This window comes from Providencia sp. PROV223, from assembly GCF_028479245.1.
GTDB classification, from domain to species: Bacteria; Pseudomonadota; Gammaproteobacteria; order Enterobacterales; family Enterobacteriaceae; genus Providencia; species Providencia rettgeri.
This window is the reverse complement of sequence record NZ_JAMPNG010000012.1, coordinates 31,882-46,808: the sequence shown is the minus strand read 5'-3', so window position 1 is coordinate 46,808 and position 14,927 is coordinate 31,882. Positions and strand designations below refer to the sequence as shown.

Annotated in this window: 11 protein-coding genes, 1 tRNA gene and 1 pseudogene; 4 read left to right on the top strand and 9 right to left on the bottom strand. The window is 37.7% G+C overall.

Annotated features, from left to right (window positions below; translation table 11 throughout):
* Nucleotides 1–87 precede the first annotated feature (87 nt).
* The 7 genes from PR767_RS14035 to flhD form a co-directional block, all read right to left on the bottom strand.
* Nucleotides 88–1,773 carry a methyl-accepting chemotaxis protein gene (locus PR767_RS14035; RefSeq protein WP_110731845.1) on the bottom strand — a complete coding sequence of 562 codons (1,686 nt, stop codon included), beginning with the start codon at nucleotides 1,771–1,773 and terminating at the stop codon, nucleotides 88–90.
* 104 nt (nucleotides 1,774–1,877) lie between these two features.
* On the bottom strand, nucleotides 1,878–2,375 hold the full coding sequence (gene cheW / locus PR767_RS14030; protein ID WP_004909833.1) for a chemotaxis protein CheW: 498 nt from the start codon (nucleotides 2,373–2,375) through the stop codon (nucleotides 1,878–1,880).
* A 16-nt stretch (nucleotides 2,376–2,391) separates the two neighbouring features.
* Nucleotides 2,392–4,461, bottom strand: coding sequence for a chemotaxis protein CheA (gene cheA / locus PR767_RS14025; protein WP_272520472.1), 2,070 nt, complete (start codon nucleotides 4,459–4,461; stop codon nucleotides 2,392–2,394).
* 103 nt (nucleotides 4,462–4,564) lie between these two features.
* Nucleotides 4,565–5,482: a flagellar motor protein MotB gene (motB, locus tag PR767_RS14020; protein WP_272520470.1), complete on the bottom strand. Its 918-nt coding sequence runs from the start codon at nucleotides 5,480–5,482 to the stop codon at nucleotides 4,565–4,567.
* A gap of 7 nt (nucleotides 5,483–5,489) precedes the next feature.
* The gene (gene motA / locus PR767_RS14015; RefSeq protein WP_004909829.1) at nucleotides 5,490–6,377 is read right to left on the bottom strand and encodes a flagellar motor stator protein MotA; all 888 of its coding nucleotides are present in this window, start codon (nucleotides 6,375–6,377) and stop codon (nucleotides 5,490–5,492) included.
* Nucleotides 6,378–6,474: 97 nt separating this feature from the next.
* Nucleotides 6,475–7,065 (bottom strand): flagellar transcriptional regulator FlhC, encoded by a 591-nt coding sequence (gene flhC / locus PR767_RS14010; RefSeq protein ID WP_004909826.1) that lies wholly within the window; start codon nucleotides 7,063–7,065, stop codon nucleotides 6,475–6,477.
* Nucleotides 7,062–7,412, bottom strand: coding sequence for a flagellar transcriptional regulator FlhD (flhD, locus tag PR767_RS14005; protein ID WP_004909823.1), 351 nt, complete (start codon nucleotides 7,410–7,412; stop codon nucleotides 7,062–7,064). Before flhD ends, flhC begins: the two co-directional genes overlap by 4 nt.
* A gap of 1,646 nt (nucleotides 7,413–9,058) precedes the next feature.
* Here flhD and PR767_RS14000 point away from each other — a divergent pair.
* The 3 genes and pseudogenes from PR767_RS14000 to PR767_RS13990 all read left to right on the top strand — a co-directional run.
* Entirely contained in the window at nucleotides 9,059–9,511 is a 453-nt protein-coding gene (locus tag PR767_RS14000; protein WP_004909821.1) for a hypothetical protein, read from the top strand.
* A 482-nt stretch (nucleotides 9,512–9,993) separates the two neighbouring features.
* Nucleotides 9,994–10,989 (top strand): acetyltransferase, encoded by a 996-nt coding sequence (locus PR767_RS13995; RefSeq protein ID WP_272520469.1) that lies wholly within the window; start codon nucleotides 9,994–9,996, stop codon nucleotides 10,987–10,989.
* 116 nt (nucleotides 10,990–11,105) lie between these two features.
* Nucleotides 11,106–11,300, top strand: a pseudogene (locus tag PR767_RS13990) (integrase); the annotation flags it as partial.
* Nucleotides 11,301–11,314: 14 nt separating this feature from the next.
* Here PR767_RS13990 and PR767_RS13985 read toward each other — a convergent pair.
* Nucleotides 11,315–11,390 (bottom strand) — tRNA-Lys (locus tag PR767_RS13985).
* A 255-nt stretch (nucleotides 11,391–11,645) separates the two neighbouring features.
* On the opposite strand from PR767_RS13985, the gene cycA reads away from it, so the two are divergent.
* Nucleotides 11,646–13,046: a D-serine/D-alanine/glycine transporter gene (cycA, locus tag PR767_RS13980; RefSeq protein ID WP_272520468.1), complete on the top strand. Its 1,401-nt coding sequence runs from the start codon at nucleotides 11,646–11,648 to the stop codon at nucleotides 13,044–13,046.
* A 69-nt stretch (nucleotides 13,047–13,115) separates the two neighbouring features.
* Here the strand turns inward: cycA and putP are convergent, their stop codons facing one another.
* Nucleotides 13,116–14,600, bottom strand: coding sequence for a sodium/proline symporter PutP (gene putP, locus PR767_RS13975; RefSeq protein WP_164528956.1), 1,485 nt, complete (start codon nucleotides 14,598–14,600; stop codon nucleotides 13,116–13,118).
* Between the last annotated feature and the right edge of the window lie 327 nt (nucleotides 14,601–14,927).

Below are 14,927 nucleotides of genomic sequence, written 5' to 3'. Positions count from 1 at the left end.
ACTAAACCTCTGAAACATTGTCTTGTTTTCTAATGCACAGAAACGCTGCAAAACCAAAGCCTTGCAGCGAAAGACTGAGCTTAACCCTTAGAAAGTTTCCCAATTGTCATCATCTTTATGTTCTTTTGATGACAGTTTTGTCAGATCCGGTGTTTTAACGATATTTGAAACCGTTCTTGCTGCCGGCTGAATATTGCGTATTTCGCTTTGTTTTAATGGTGGTAAACGGAAGATTGAAATCAATTGCGACAGTTTTGCCACTTGTTCTTCCAATACATTGGCTGCAACCGCAGACTGCTCAACCAGCGACGCATTTTGCTGTGTCACTTTATCCATTTCTGCAACAGCGATGCTGACCTGTGCAATTCCTTTACTTTGCTCGTCTGATGCAGTTGCAATGTGCGTCATAATGTCAGTGACACGTGTGACAGACTCAACAATCTTGGTCATTGTTTCGCCCGCATCTTCTGCTTGGCGAGCGCCTGTCCCAGTTCTTGACACTGAATCTTCAATTAACGTTTTAATCTCTTTAGCCGCATCAGCACTGCGTTGTGCTAAATTACGCACTTCATCAGCCACCACAGCAAAACCACGACCATGCTCACCTGCTCGCGCCGCTTCAACCGCTGCGTTTAGCGCTAAGATGTTGGTTTGGAAGGCGATGCTATCGATAACCGCAGTAATATCAGAGATTTTCTGTGAGCTATCGGCAATGTTCAGCATGGTACTGACCACATTCGATACCACTTTGCCACCCTCTTTTGCTATCACTGAAGCTTGGTTTGCAAATTCACTCGCTTGGTGGGCGTATTCCGTATTTTGTTTTACGGTTGCAGTCAGCTCACTCATACTGGCTGAAGTTTCTTCTAAGCAAGCAACTTGCTGCTCAGTTCGTGCAGATAAGTCATTGTTGCCTGCTGCAATTTCGGTTGTACCTTGGTAAATAGTTTCGCTACCATCTAGCACACCACGAACGGTATTAATCAATTCCTGCTGCATATGTTGAACACCATTGGCCAACTCGCCAATTTCATTCTTGGCAATTGTTGTCACATTCGGTGTTAAATCGCCTGAAGCAAAGACTTTAATACGCTCAATTAAAATACCGAGTGGTTCAATAATGCCTTTACGAACATAGCGATAACTAAAGAAGCCAATTAAGACGAGTAAGATAGATAGTGTCACCAACATATATAAAGATTGGCGATAGTTATTATCTGCATTTACGACTTCGGCCTGAAAATCTGCTGAGATATCCGCAAAATAAGCGTTAAATTGCTCTTCAAATTTTACTTGGTGCCCTGAGGTTCTGTGTGCATAAAAGCCTTCAAGGTCACCTTTTTCAGCGAATTCACCTAGCTTGATTAACGCATCACGATAGGTTTCATAGGTGCTAAATAGTTTTTCAAATTTGGCCTTATCATAATCCGAACTTTGCATCAGCTTGTTATAGCGCGCATAGGCATCATCCGCTGATTTAAAGTTACGTTTAGCGGCTTTAATCAAATCTTCTGTCGTTGCATCGTCTTGAATTTTACGACCTTCAAGCAAATAGGCATTGATAGAGCGGTTTAAGTTAGCTCGAGCTTGTAACAAATTGACCCAGCTTTCCGTTAATACTTGTCTTTGGCGTTGTAATGAATTCAAATAACTGATGCTGTCGCTGTTATCGCCCAGTTTGGTAAACATCAACCCACTGGATACCAGTTGCAGCAAAATAAAGATAAAAATGACGGACAAAAGTCCCGATACGATTTTAATTCGACTGTACATGACGTTTTACTAACATAATTTTGTTGTATTTTGGATATCGGTCATCCAACCAAAAACTTTAGTTAATGACTTATTATTATTTGAACAATTGTTGGGGCTGAGAATTACTCAGCCATGCTGTCAATCAGCGCCATTTCATCGCTTGTTAATAATTTTTCGATATCGACTAAAATCAACATACGGTCGTTTAATGTTCCGAGCCCTGTCAGATATTGTGTTGATAATGTCACGGCAAAATCAGGTGGCGGTGCAATTTGTTCTTCATTCAAGACCAGTACATCCGAAACTCCATCGACGACAATACCAACGACGCGATCTTTTAAATTCACTACGATAACGACCGTGTTATCGTTATACACCACGTTTTCATGGGAGAATTTCACCCGTAAATCAATAATCGGAATGATGACCCCACGTAAGTTAGTCACTCCTTTGATAAAATCAGGGGTATTCGCGATACGAGTCACTTGTTCGTAACCACGAATTTCCTGCACTTTTAAGATCTCAATGCCATACTCTTCTTCACCCAAGGTAAAAATGAGGTAGCCTTCGCCGTTTTTTTCTTCTTCGTGTTTATTTAAATCATCATCTAACATAGACATGGTGTATGGCCTCTATTTAGTGCACGACAGGTTGAGAAACCTGCTGTTTCTTTTTAATCAAAATGCTGTTATTCATTTTTTGTAGTTCAGCCACATCTAAAATCAATGCAACAGAACCATCACCCATAATCGTTGCTGCGGAAATACCGGGGATCTTGCGATAATTACTTTCAATGTTTTTCACCACCACTTGCTGCTGCCCAACTAATTTGTCGACCAACAATGCAAAACGATGACCTGCATTCTGAATAATCAGCACAATACTGTTATCTAAATTTCGTTCGGCTTCTTCGATGGAAAATACGTGGTGTAATTCAACAAGCGGTAGATATTCACCTCGCACAAGCAGCATTTTTTCCTCTCCAGCCAAGCGATAAATATCCTCTTGTCGAGGCTGCAACGTGCTGATAATTGCACTCAATGGCACGATAAAGACATCTTCCGCTACTTTCACCGACATCCCATCCAAAATCGCTAAAGTGAGCGGTAATAAGATGCGGATAATGGTGCCTTTGCCTTCGGTAAAACCGATTTGAATACGACCGCCCATGTCTTGGATATTTCTTTTCACCACATCCATTCCAACACCGCGTCCCGAAACGTCTGTCACTACCTCTGCGGTTGAAAATCCTGGAGCCATAATCAGCATCGCAACTTCATCATTGCTCATACCATCATGCACGTTCATGCCTTGTGACTTCGCTTTTGCCAAAATACGTTCACGGTTTAGCCCTGCGCCATCATCACGAACTTCAATGCAAATATTGCCACTTTGATGTGCTGCCGCTAAGGTCAATGTGCCAGCTTCTGGCTTACCATTTGCCACGCGAACTTCTGGCTTTTCAATCCCATGGTCGAGGCTATTACGAACAAGGTGATTCAGTGGATCGACGATGCGCTCAATCAAACTTTTATCGAGTTCAGTTGAACTTCCTTCCACTTTCAGCTCGATTTTTTTACCTAATTTCGATGCAATATCGCGTACCATGCGTGGGAAACGACTAAATACGTAATCCATTGGCATCATGCGAATTGACATAACGGATTCTTGCAAGGCGCGAGAATTACGCTCCAACTGTACGATTGAGCTTAATAAATCACTGTATTCATTTTGATCGACATGCTGACTATGTTGGGTCAGCATTGATTGAATAATGACCAACTCCCCGACTAAGTTGATCAACTGGTCAACTTTCTCTACAGCCACACGAATACTGCTCGAATCCCCTTTCGGTTTAGCGATTGCAGGTTTTTTCGATGTATTTGCAGGCGCAGCTACCGCTGGTGAAACAGTTACAGGTTTTGCTTCTTTCTCCGGCTCAGGAATCTTAATTTCGATTGTGCCATCGGAGCCATCCGTGATGACTTCTTCAGGAGATAAGGCGAGGCAATCCGCAAATGATACGACTTGGTGAGCAATCTGTGATTCATCCACCACAAAACATAATACGCCACTAATATCATCAATATCAGTGTTTGTACCAAGCCATGCTTGCAAACTATTTGCTGTTTTTTCAGTATGATACAAGTGCCCAAATAAACTGAGCTCATCTGCCAGTAAATCAACTTCATTTTCTTTGAGCTGATTTAACGAGATCATAAAGTAGTGTGAATATTCACCTTGCTCTGCGGGAGCTTCTTCAACAACCGCAACTTCAACTTTAGTCTCAGGTAACGCAGCCGTTGTTTCAGTGACCTCTTCTGCTTTATTTTCAACCCGGCTAAGCACCTCACAAATGCGCTTAAAGGTCTCTTCATCCGGCAAAGAATCATTTTTATAGGCATCTAACTGTGATGCCATGACATCCTTAGCATCAAGAAAAACATCAATAATGTCAGGTGTGAGTGTTAATTCATCATGACGCGCCTTATCTAAAAGGTTTTCCAATGTGTGAGTCGTATTCTGCAACTGAGTGAAACCAAAGGTTGCAGCCCCTCCTTTTATTGAATGGGCACTGCGGAAGATGGCATTTAGCTGCTCGCTATCCGGGTCAAAAGGATCAAGCTCAAGTAAATGTTGTTCCATATCCCTGAGCAACTCATCAGCTTCATCGAAAAATGTTTGATAAAACTCGGTAATATCCATGGTTTTTATCCAATTTCGCTTAAGTTTCACTTAACGCTGTCTGCCGGACATTCCGGCAGACAACTAAACATGTTATGTAATAAATTCAAATAACAGCAATTCATCACGGTATTTTCACCGCAGCGACAACACCCACGGACGTTTCTGGTGTGGGCTTTTGCGGTTTATTCAGCACATCATTGATCGGCTTTGCGCCATCATATTCACGGAGGATCTGCTTTGTTTCTTCATCATTTAATACAATGATACTTATCCGGCGGTTGATCGGAGCAAAGCCATCATCTTTGTCTAAGTGAATAGCTGATGCCATTCCAACCACGCGTAAGACTTTATTTTCATCCATTCCACCGCGAATCAATTCACGGCGTGAAGCATTCGCGCGATCAGATGAAAGCTCCCAGTTGCTGTAATTGGCTCCGTTGGCATAAGCGAGATCATCAGTATGACCGGAGATACTAATTCGATTGGGAACATCATTAAGAAGTGGTGCTATTGCTCGCAAAATATCACTCATATACGGTTCAACCATTGCCGAACCAACTTTAAACATTGGGCGATTTTCACTATCTACAATTTGAATTCGCAGCCCATCGTTGATCATATCAATCAGTAAATGTGGCTTTAATTCATTCAAACGTGGGTCTTTTAAAATGGCCTGCTCAAGTGACTCTTTTAATTTTTCAAAACGATAGTTTGCATTTCCATCAATAATATTATTAGGTTCTGGCATCACATCCCCATCACGGAAAATAGGGTCTTTACCACCACCAGGAATAGGGTTTGTGGCATCTCCACTTTTACTTCCTGGGTTGATAGCTGTACTTAAGGGAGTACGAAAATACTCGGCAATTTGAGTTAATTCTTGAGGACTTGAAATTGAGATTAGCCACATCACTAAAAAAAATGCCATCATCGCCGTCATAAAATCGGCATAAGCAATTTTCCATGAACCGCCATGCCCGTTTTGCTGATGCGAACTGCGTTTTTTAACCCGAATAACATGCGGTGTATTGGCTGCCATCCGTTAGTTACTCCTCAGTTGTTTCTTGTGAGCGAGCACCAACTTTCACTTCTCGAACTTTATCTTCAAGTTCAACAAATGAAGGCCTATCTGCACTGAATAACACCTTGCGGCCAAATTCCACTGCAATTTGAGGGGCATAGCCTTGCAATGCTGAAAGGAAAGTCACTTTAATGCATTCCATCATTTTCAATTGCTCACTACTGCGTAGTCTTATTAGTGCAGCCAAAGGTAAAATGAAGCCATAAGCCACTAAAATACCTAGAAATGTTCCCACCATAGCATGAGCAATTAAAGCACCCAATTCACCAGCAGGACGATCCGCTGAGCCCAAGGCATTTACGACACCCAAAACGGCCGCAACGATCCCAAATGCAGGCATAGAGTCACCGACCATATTTAACCCCGAAGCCGGTACTTCATTTTCTTGGCGAAAAGTTTCTAACTCTTCGTCCATTAATGCCTCAATTTCATGGCTTTGTAAGTTACTGCTTACCATCAAACGTAAGTAGTCCACGATGAACATCATGGTGGATTCGTCTTTTAAAATACGGGGATACTGGGAAAAAATTTCACTTTCACTTGGGTTATCAATATCTTTTTCAAGTGCAAGTAACCCTTGCTGGCGTGATTTATTAAGTAATTGAAATAACAACGCCATTAAGTCCATTGACATTGTTTTATTGTAAGAGGAACGACGAAAGAGTTTTGGTAATACTTTACACAAGGCGACTATAGATTTGCCACTGTTACCAACAACAAAGGCACCTAAACCTGCACCTAAAATAATAACAAATTCAGCAGGTTGATAAAGCGCACCCAAATGGCCACCGACCATTAAGTATCCGCCTATAACCGCAACTGTAACAATGATATACCCGATGAGTATTAACACAATATTCCCTTTCACTCCGTTGGTTAACAGATGGCAGTCAAAGGGAATATTAGGAGTGACAGGCAAAAACCTTTGCCTGTTAACCAAATCAATCCAATTACATTACCGCTTTAGTAATGCCATCCTGTCGATATACCGTAATATCGGCTAGATGCTCGGAAAGTTTACGTTTTTTTATTGCACGTGATGGCGGTTGGCATAAACTACAAGTAAAGCTATTTTCAGGAATATGTGCGTAAGTAATAAAAGAACCATGGCAACAGCTACATTGTGAACTTTGTAACATGCCACTTTCCACAAAACGGACTAATGTCCAAGCGCGTGTTAAAGCTAACAAAGGCTCCTCACCAGGTTCTGGAATGCACTGTTCAAGGTATAACCTGTAGGCTTTTAATATGGCATCCACACCACGACATTGACCACTTTTAAGTAAAAATTGATAAGCATTATAGAACATGGATGAATGAATATTCTGTTCCCACGTCATAAACCAATCTGTAGAAAAAGGTAGCATGCCTTTTGGTGGTGGGCAGCCTCTTAGCTCTTTATATAAACGAACTAAACGACCACGACTAATTTGAGTTTCACTTTCTAACATTTGAAGGCGAGCGCCTAAAGAGATTAGTTCCATGGCTAATCGAATATCATTCGCTTCTTGGACTATACTTTTTTCAGCTGCGGTACTCATCTTTTTCTCGCTATTTCTGTGTCGCCCTCATTATGCGTTTGCAATAATCGGGTCGAAAGTAAGATACCTGTATGAATTTGTTGCAATTCATCAACTCTTGAATCACGGGTTAGCTTTTCAATTGTGTCACTATTATCAAATCTAAACTGGCAGATTAGCTGGTTTGTCTCTGCTAATTTGACTAATTGAGGGAGTGTAAGGTCTGCTAAAGTAGTTGCCATTGCATCAGAGATACCTAAACGAAACATCGCAGAGGCTTTCTCTTGGGAGATGAGTTTTTGGGCTAATAGCAAATATGAGAGGTTAATATCGTATATATGCTTCAGAAAATCTGTCGTCGAGCTCATTTTTTTTCCTTTCCGAAAATTATCAACATCTGTGCGATCTGTGTGCAAAAAGAACAAATATAAATTTGAAAGTATTGTGTAATCAAATTATTAAATTTAAAAAGTAATTAAATTGGGTAAATACAATTCCATTAATTTTCCCATGTCATCCATTCAAAAGTACCCAATTTGGAGTATAAACACACAAATTTCCAAACTTAAATTAAAGATATTTCCTGAATACCTACAACAATAAAGAATGACTAAAAAATTAGCGGTTCCCGTAAAAATCAGAAATGGCTGATGTCATTATTAGTCGCTAATTATTATGCACCACTAAATTAACTATTCAAGGTACTTATGTTTCTTTTTATACCAATGGGATGATTACCCCTTAATTCATTAAATAATCTTCATTATTTCTTTATCTTCTATTACTTTATCCTAAATATCCACAACATTTTTAGTCACCTTAAGCAAAATGGCAGGATTTTAATCAAAGCATTCACTCTTTACATGTGATTACCAAGCGAAAAAAACCAAGCACAACATCAAAAACAACATATTGATCCAAATCAATTTTTAGTATTAAGAAACTGAGTTACCCATGTCTGTAATAAGCCGTTATCGGCACTATTGGAATAAAACTTAATCATTAATTTTCAATAAGTTTAATCTACATTACAACCATCGTTCAAAATTATTCAATCGTAGTTATCATACAAACTCTCACTATATTGTCATACATATTAAGTATCCGCCCTCAATTCTCATTAGATTAATTAAACAATGATTATAATGTCATCATCTCGTAATATTAATAAAATTAATAAAATTTAAATAAATTACCAATAATAAAAAACTATTTAGCTTAAATACTTTTACTGGTTATTTTTGTTTTTTTAATATTTTAAGTAATCACTTTGTTATTAATTCATTAAAGTAATTTTTTTGATTAATTAATATTTGTTTTTTTATATAAAGTAGCTGAGATTTCATTTTTTTTAATAAAAAGATCAACCTACGTTAATCAATCACTTTTGTGTTAAGGGTGAAAAATGAAGGTTTCAATTAAGAACATTCCATTTTCTATATATTTTTCATATCACTTTTAAAACATTCGATTGGCACTTAAAATAAAAACGACTAAGCGTATTATTACATGTCTTCATGCTTATCCGTTCTAGCTGTTTTCACGCAATGACAACAAATTTGATTAACCAAGGTTATAGTAACCTTTAATTACTATATACTTTTATTTTAACAAAATACCCTAATCATCATCCTAACTTAAGTAAAATTGCTTAATCCAATAATGAAGGAATAGAAAAAAATGACTTTTAGTTAAAATAATTCAGTGAGAAGCTTGCTTATAAAACAAACAAATTTATTGTGCTTTTTATGAGCAAAAATATTCTCCAATTTGCGACAGTCTTCACACTTGTTTTCTTTGTTTCTCAATAATTTCCGAATAAAACGATACTCTCATTGATATATTTATGTTAAGAAGATCACATTAATATTGCTTACAATGCTCTCTAAGTCGTATGTAGGATCAATATAGACAAAATGATGAAAAAATGACAAGGCCAGTGAAGTGATAAACTTGTTTTCCTCATGCACCAATGCAACACTGAGCACACTAAAATATAATTTTAAGGAAAAGCATGTTCAATTATCAAGCAACTGTAGACTTCATTGAGGAAGAAAACGTATATGAAATCAACTTTAGTGATTTTTCTGGGCTACAGGGCGTTAGCTATTGTAAAGAAGATGTTGAGTTAGAAGCCCAAGAAATTTTGCTCGCTTCTTTTGCTGAACTAATTGAACTCAGAAAACCTATTCCATTAGCAACACAAACAAAAAGTGAAGCAACCTTTACTGTTTATTTACCCATAATCTGCTGCTTAAAAATTGCCTTGCATAACGCGATTCTCAATTCTGCAACACAACGCATCGACCTCGCTCGCAGGCTGAACATCAATGCACAACAGATAGAACGCTTACTCGATATTCATTACGCATCTAAAATTGAACTTTTAGAGCAGGCTTTATATATATTAGGCGTTGAAGCTTCAATTACAATCACCCAAAAATTGGTTGATAACAGCATGAACTGATCATCATTGATAAGAATAGCGCCGAAATAGCCTGAAACACTTTTATTTACCTATACTGATTGTTAGGCGTTGATGAAATGGCAGAGACTTGAGTTAATTTTATTTTCCTCATGTCTCAAACCCTGTAATTGCAATCACTTCTTAGGTACATTCCATATTAAAAAATAGTCTCTTTAAATTGTTCGCAATTCAACCAAATCATACTTTTCCAACCCAATACAGATTCCTTGGGGTGTCTATCACGTTTCATGTCTTAAGCATCTGTGATTTTTATCGTACTCTTAAATGATGAATAAAGGATATTGTAGCCTTATATCCGGTTACTAAATCATGAGTTAACTCGAATTAAGAGTAACATTTAACTTAATAAGACTCATCAATATTTGACGTATTACCTTCCCTTTCATAATCCCTAAAATAATTTATTTTAAATAAAAATCTCAATGAGGTACAATAAGTGAGTTTTTATATAGGGTATATGTATGAAAAATGAAAATCACTTAATCTCGAATATAAAAGATAATAACCAACCATACTGGCCTACACTAAAGCTTATATTGAGTTCATTAATTGTTTTTGATTTTTATTTAAATTTAGTTGATAAAAACAAATATGCGTTGCTTATTAATACTTTTGAATTAACATTAATCCCTATGTTTGTATTTATAGTTGCATTTATAACAAAAAATACGACATGGAAAGGGTTACAATCTCATCTTCTTCCTGCTGTTATCATTTATTTTACGTTCCAAACAATCGATATGCTCCCACTTTATTTCACCGGTGAGTTAACTTTAAGAACCTATTTACTTTCTCCTCAATACGGAGTTTGGTTTTTCTTAGCAACGCCTATCTGGCAAGCTATTTTTTTATTATTACCGAAAAGCTTTAAATTAAATAAATTCTACCTCTCTATAATTTTAACATTATCATTGATAATTTCTTATATAACAAAAACTTACCTTATGCCATTTTCTAGTTTCTTCTCAATTATTCTATATTTTCCATTTTTTGTCATCGCTTATTTTATTAATAATAAAAGTATATCTTCGTTAAGAAAAAAACCTACCATGGTAATTTTTTGTATTACAATTTCAGCTATTTTATTCCTTCATTATCGAGATGCTTTCTTAAGTGAAATGCTCAGCGGTATCAACTCCTATTTATTCTTCAACGAATTTATTATTCATATTTTAAATTTTTCTATAAGTCTAGTGTTAGGGTCAAGCATTATTTACTTTGCCTTATCAACTGATAAATATGCGAAAACATCAAACAATGCTTTAGGTGTTTATTTAATCCACCCAATTATTTGTTTTATTATATTACAAACATTAGTTTTTTTAGGTATAGAGCTTAATTTATTATTAATAATAACATTTACTCTACTAACCATTTGTATAGCACTTTTATTAGCATCAATTCCAATTATTCATTGGTTTATAGATCCTATTTTTTACTCTAATAAATTGAAATAATGAGGTAAAAGCCTAACTCATAAACAATCAATGCTATTTGAATACTAATTAAAACAGATAAAAAATCACCTCAGCAGGTTAGTTTGAAACGCTGTTTAAATTCCTTGCAATCCTAGTTAGTTCAATCCGGCGTCCCGCTGTCTGATCTTCAAGAAATGGGCGGCTAGGAAAGTATTGAGATGGTTCTGCGATATGCTCACTGAGCACCAGATCACTTAGCCAAACATGCTAAGCAAATTGATGCAATATTTAATGCTTGCGTCCCAAATACGTCCCATACAGTCAGTATAGGTTCCGCAGCATGCTCATAACTCATTGAAAATCTTGGTGGGTTGTGGGGGGCTCGAACCCCCGACCTAATGATTAAGAGTCACCTACTCTGCCAACTGAGCTAACAACCCGATACAAATTATTTAACGCCTAACAATTGCTACAGTCAATATGATTCTGCTATTTTTATTATCTAAGTTAATTTAAAGTTACGAATGTAAAATTTAAGAAAACTATCGCTTGAATAAACATCACTTCGTTTCTAACAAGATAACTTTTCCTTACTCTAATTGAGATTTATGTCACAATATTTCACGCAAACATAACCACAAAATTATAAAAAAGACTGTGGCTAATTATCACAAACCACTACGGACATCTTTAGTATGGAAGAAAATGCGAATTCACTATCAACACAACCCAACGCTGATCGTAATCAGCTAAAACGTAGTCTTAGTAACCGCCATATACAACTTATTGCTATTGGTGGCGCAATTGGTACAGGCTTATTTATGGGTTCTGGTAAAACCATTTCACTTGCGGGCCCATCAATTATCTTTGTGTATATGATAATCGGCTTTGTGCTATTTTTTGTGATGCGCGCAATGGGTGAACTGCTACTTTCTAATCTGGACTACAAATCATTCAGTGATTTTTCTGCTGACCTTATCGGCCCATGGGCAGGTTTCTTTGTCGGTTGGACATACTGGTTTTGCTGGGTTATCACAGGTATTGCCGATATCATTGCCATAACAGCCTATGTGAGCTTTTGGGTTCCTGATTTTCCTGAATGGGTAACCTCATTTATCTGCGTAGTCACCTTATTAACACTCAACCTGGTTTCTGTCAGGCTTTTCGGTGAGCTCGAATTTTGGTTCGCTATGATAAAGATTGTTGCCATAGTGGCTCTCATTGCAGTAGGTGGCACACTAATTGCCATGAATTTTCAATCCCCTGCGGGTCATACGGCATCTTTAAGCAACATCTGGAATGATGGTGGAATGTTTCCGATGGGGATCAGCGGCTTCTTTGCTGGCTTCCAAATTGCTATTTTTGCGTTTGTTGGGATTGAATTAGTCGGAACGGCAGCCGCTGAAACACGCGATCCAGAAAAATCTTTACCGAAAGCTATCAACGCGATACCTATCCGGATCATTGCATTCTATGTGTTATCTTTAATTGTGATTATGGCAGTTACCCCATGGCGAACCATATTGGCCGATAAAAGCCCATTTGTAGAAATGTTTGTCCTGATAAGCTTACCTGCAGCAGCAAGTATTGTTAACTTTGTCGTTTTAACTTCTGCAGCTTCTTCTGCAAATAGTGGTGTATTTTCCACCAGTCGAATGCTTTTTGGGCTTTCAAAAGAAGGGAATGCACCAAAACAGTTCAGCCAATTATCGAAAAAAGCCGTACCCGCTACTGGGTTAATTTTTACCTGTATCTGCCTCAGTTTTGGTATTGTTCTGATCTATTTTATTCCTGATATCATGCATGCATTCACACTAGTCACAACCGTGTCTGCAATTCTTTTCATGTTTATTTGGAGCATGATTTTATATAGCTATTTAAATTTCCGTAAAAAGCGACCTGAGATGCACAAAGCATCCCATTATAAAATGCCTGCGGGTATTGTGATGTCGTGGTTAAGCCTCGCCTTTTTTGCCTTTATGGTTGTTTTATTGGCATTTCAGCACGATACAAGACAAGCCTTAATAGCAACACCAGTTTGGTTTATTTTGCTCTTCATTGGTTACCAATTCGCTAAGCGCAAAAAGAACCATTAATGAAAAATAAGCAAAAAGGCCGAATAACAGTATTGTTACTCGGCCTTTTTAGTTTATAAACTCGCTCGATTAACTTGCTTTATATTCTGCCTCGGCTTCATCAAAACGAGCCTGCGCAGCTGCACTTGGTGCTTTAGTTATCAAGCTGACAACAACAATCGCGATTGTTGCTAATAAGAAACCTGGGATGATCTCGTACAAATCAAACCATTTGTATTTTATCCAAACGAGTACTGTCACTGCACCAACTAACATTCCTGCGAGTGCGCCCGTACGCGTCATTCGTTTCCACATTACAGAGATTAAAACAACAGGACCAAATGCGGCACCGAAACCAGCCCATGCATTACTCACTAATGCCAAAACTTTATTATTTGGATCACGAGCAATGTAAATGGCAATTGCAGCGACTAACAACACCATAAAACGCCCGACCCATACTAACTCTTTTTGGCTAGCACTCTTACGAATAAAAGGCTTATACAAGTCTTCCGTTAGCGCACTCGCACAAACTAATAATTGGCAACTTAACGTACTCATTACCGCGGCTAGTATGGCTGATAATAAAATACCAGCGATCCATGGGTTAAACAAAAGCCCCGTTAACTCCATGAATATACGCTCATTGTTTTGCATGACCGAACCCGCTAAAGCCGGATTATTTTCAAAATAAGCGATACCAAAGAAACCAACCGCAATCGTTCCACCTAGGCATAACACCATCCATGTCATACTAATACGTCGAGCAGAACGAATAGTACGAGCAGAGTCTGCTGCCATAAAACGCGCTAAAATGTGAGGTTGCCCAAAATAGCCTAATCCCCAACCTAATAATGACAGAATTGCGATGATATTCATGTCTTTAAACATATCAAGATATTCAGGATTCTTAGCTTTAATCACTTCAATAGAGGTATCAATTCCCCCTAAAGAAAGGATCACAACAATAGGTGTAAGAATCAATGCGAAGATCATTAATGAAGCTTGAACAGTATCGGTCCAACTCACAGCTAAGAAACCACCTAAAAACGTGTAAGCAATCGTCGCGAGTGCACCTAACCACATCGCTTTCTCATAGCTCATATTAAATGTGCTTTCAAATAACAAGCCACCTGCGACCACACCTGACGCACAATAAATCGTAAAGAAAACTAAAATAACAACAGCAGAAATAATACGTAAAATCTTACTGTTATCCTCAAAACGGCTAGTAAAGTAGTCCGGTAATGTTAACGCATTATTATTTTTTTCTGTTTGGACACGTAAACGCCCAGCAACAAATAACCAGTTAAGATATGCACCGAGACTCAAACCGATAGCAATCCAACTTTCAGAAATCCCGGCCAAGAAAATCGCACCTGGTAACCCCATGAGTAACCAACCGCTCATATCTGAGGCACCAGCAGACAATGCAGTTACAACACTGCCTAAACTTCTCCCACCCAGAATATAGTCGTCAAAGTTTTTCGTTGAGCGATAGGCCATATAACCAATTAATAACATGCCAGTAATGTATACGACGAACATAATGATCATCGGAGTGCTTACAGTCATCCTGTTTTCTCCATTGAGTAGCTTTAAAATTATTAGTTATCTTTATAAGTGACCGCTGATAACTTGTAACTTCATGGTGTTGCACTTTATTGCACATATTTAATTTATCTGCGCAAACACCAAATAGGTTGTGATTGTTTGTGTTGCACTAACTTAATATCTTAACTGCCACATCCTAGACAGAGTCGTATTAAATTAACAAGAAATTAACTATTTTTTATTGCATAAATAGAATCCATATCACAAATGTTAAAATTTAAACTTAAATTCACAATCAGATGTTTAATCGCCTCATCTAAAGATGATAAATATAACTACATGTAAAAT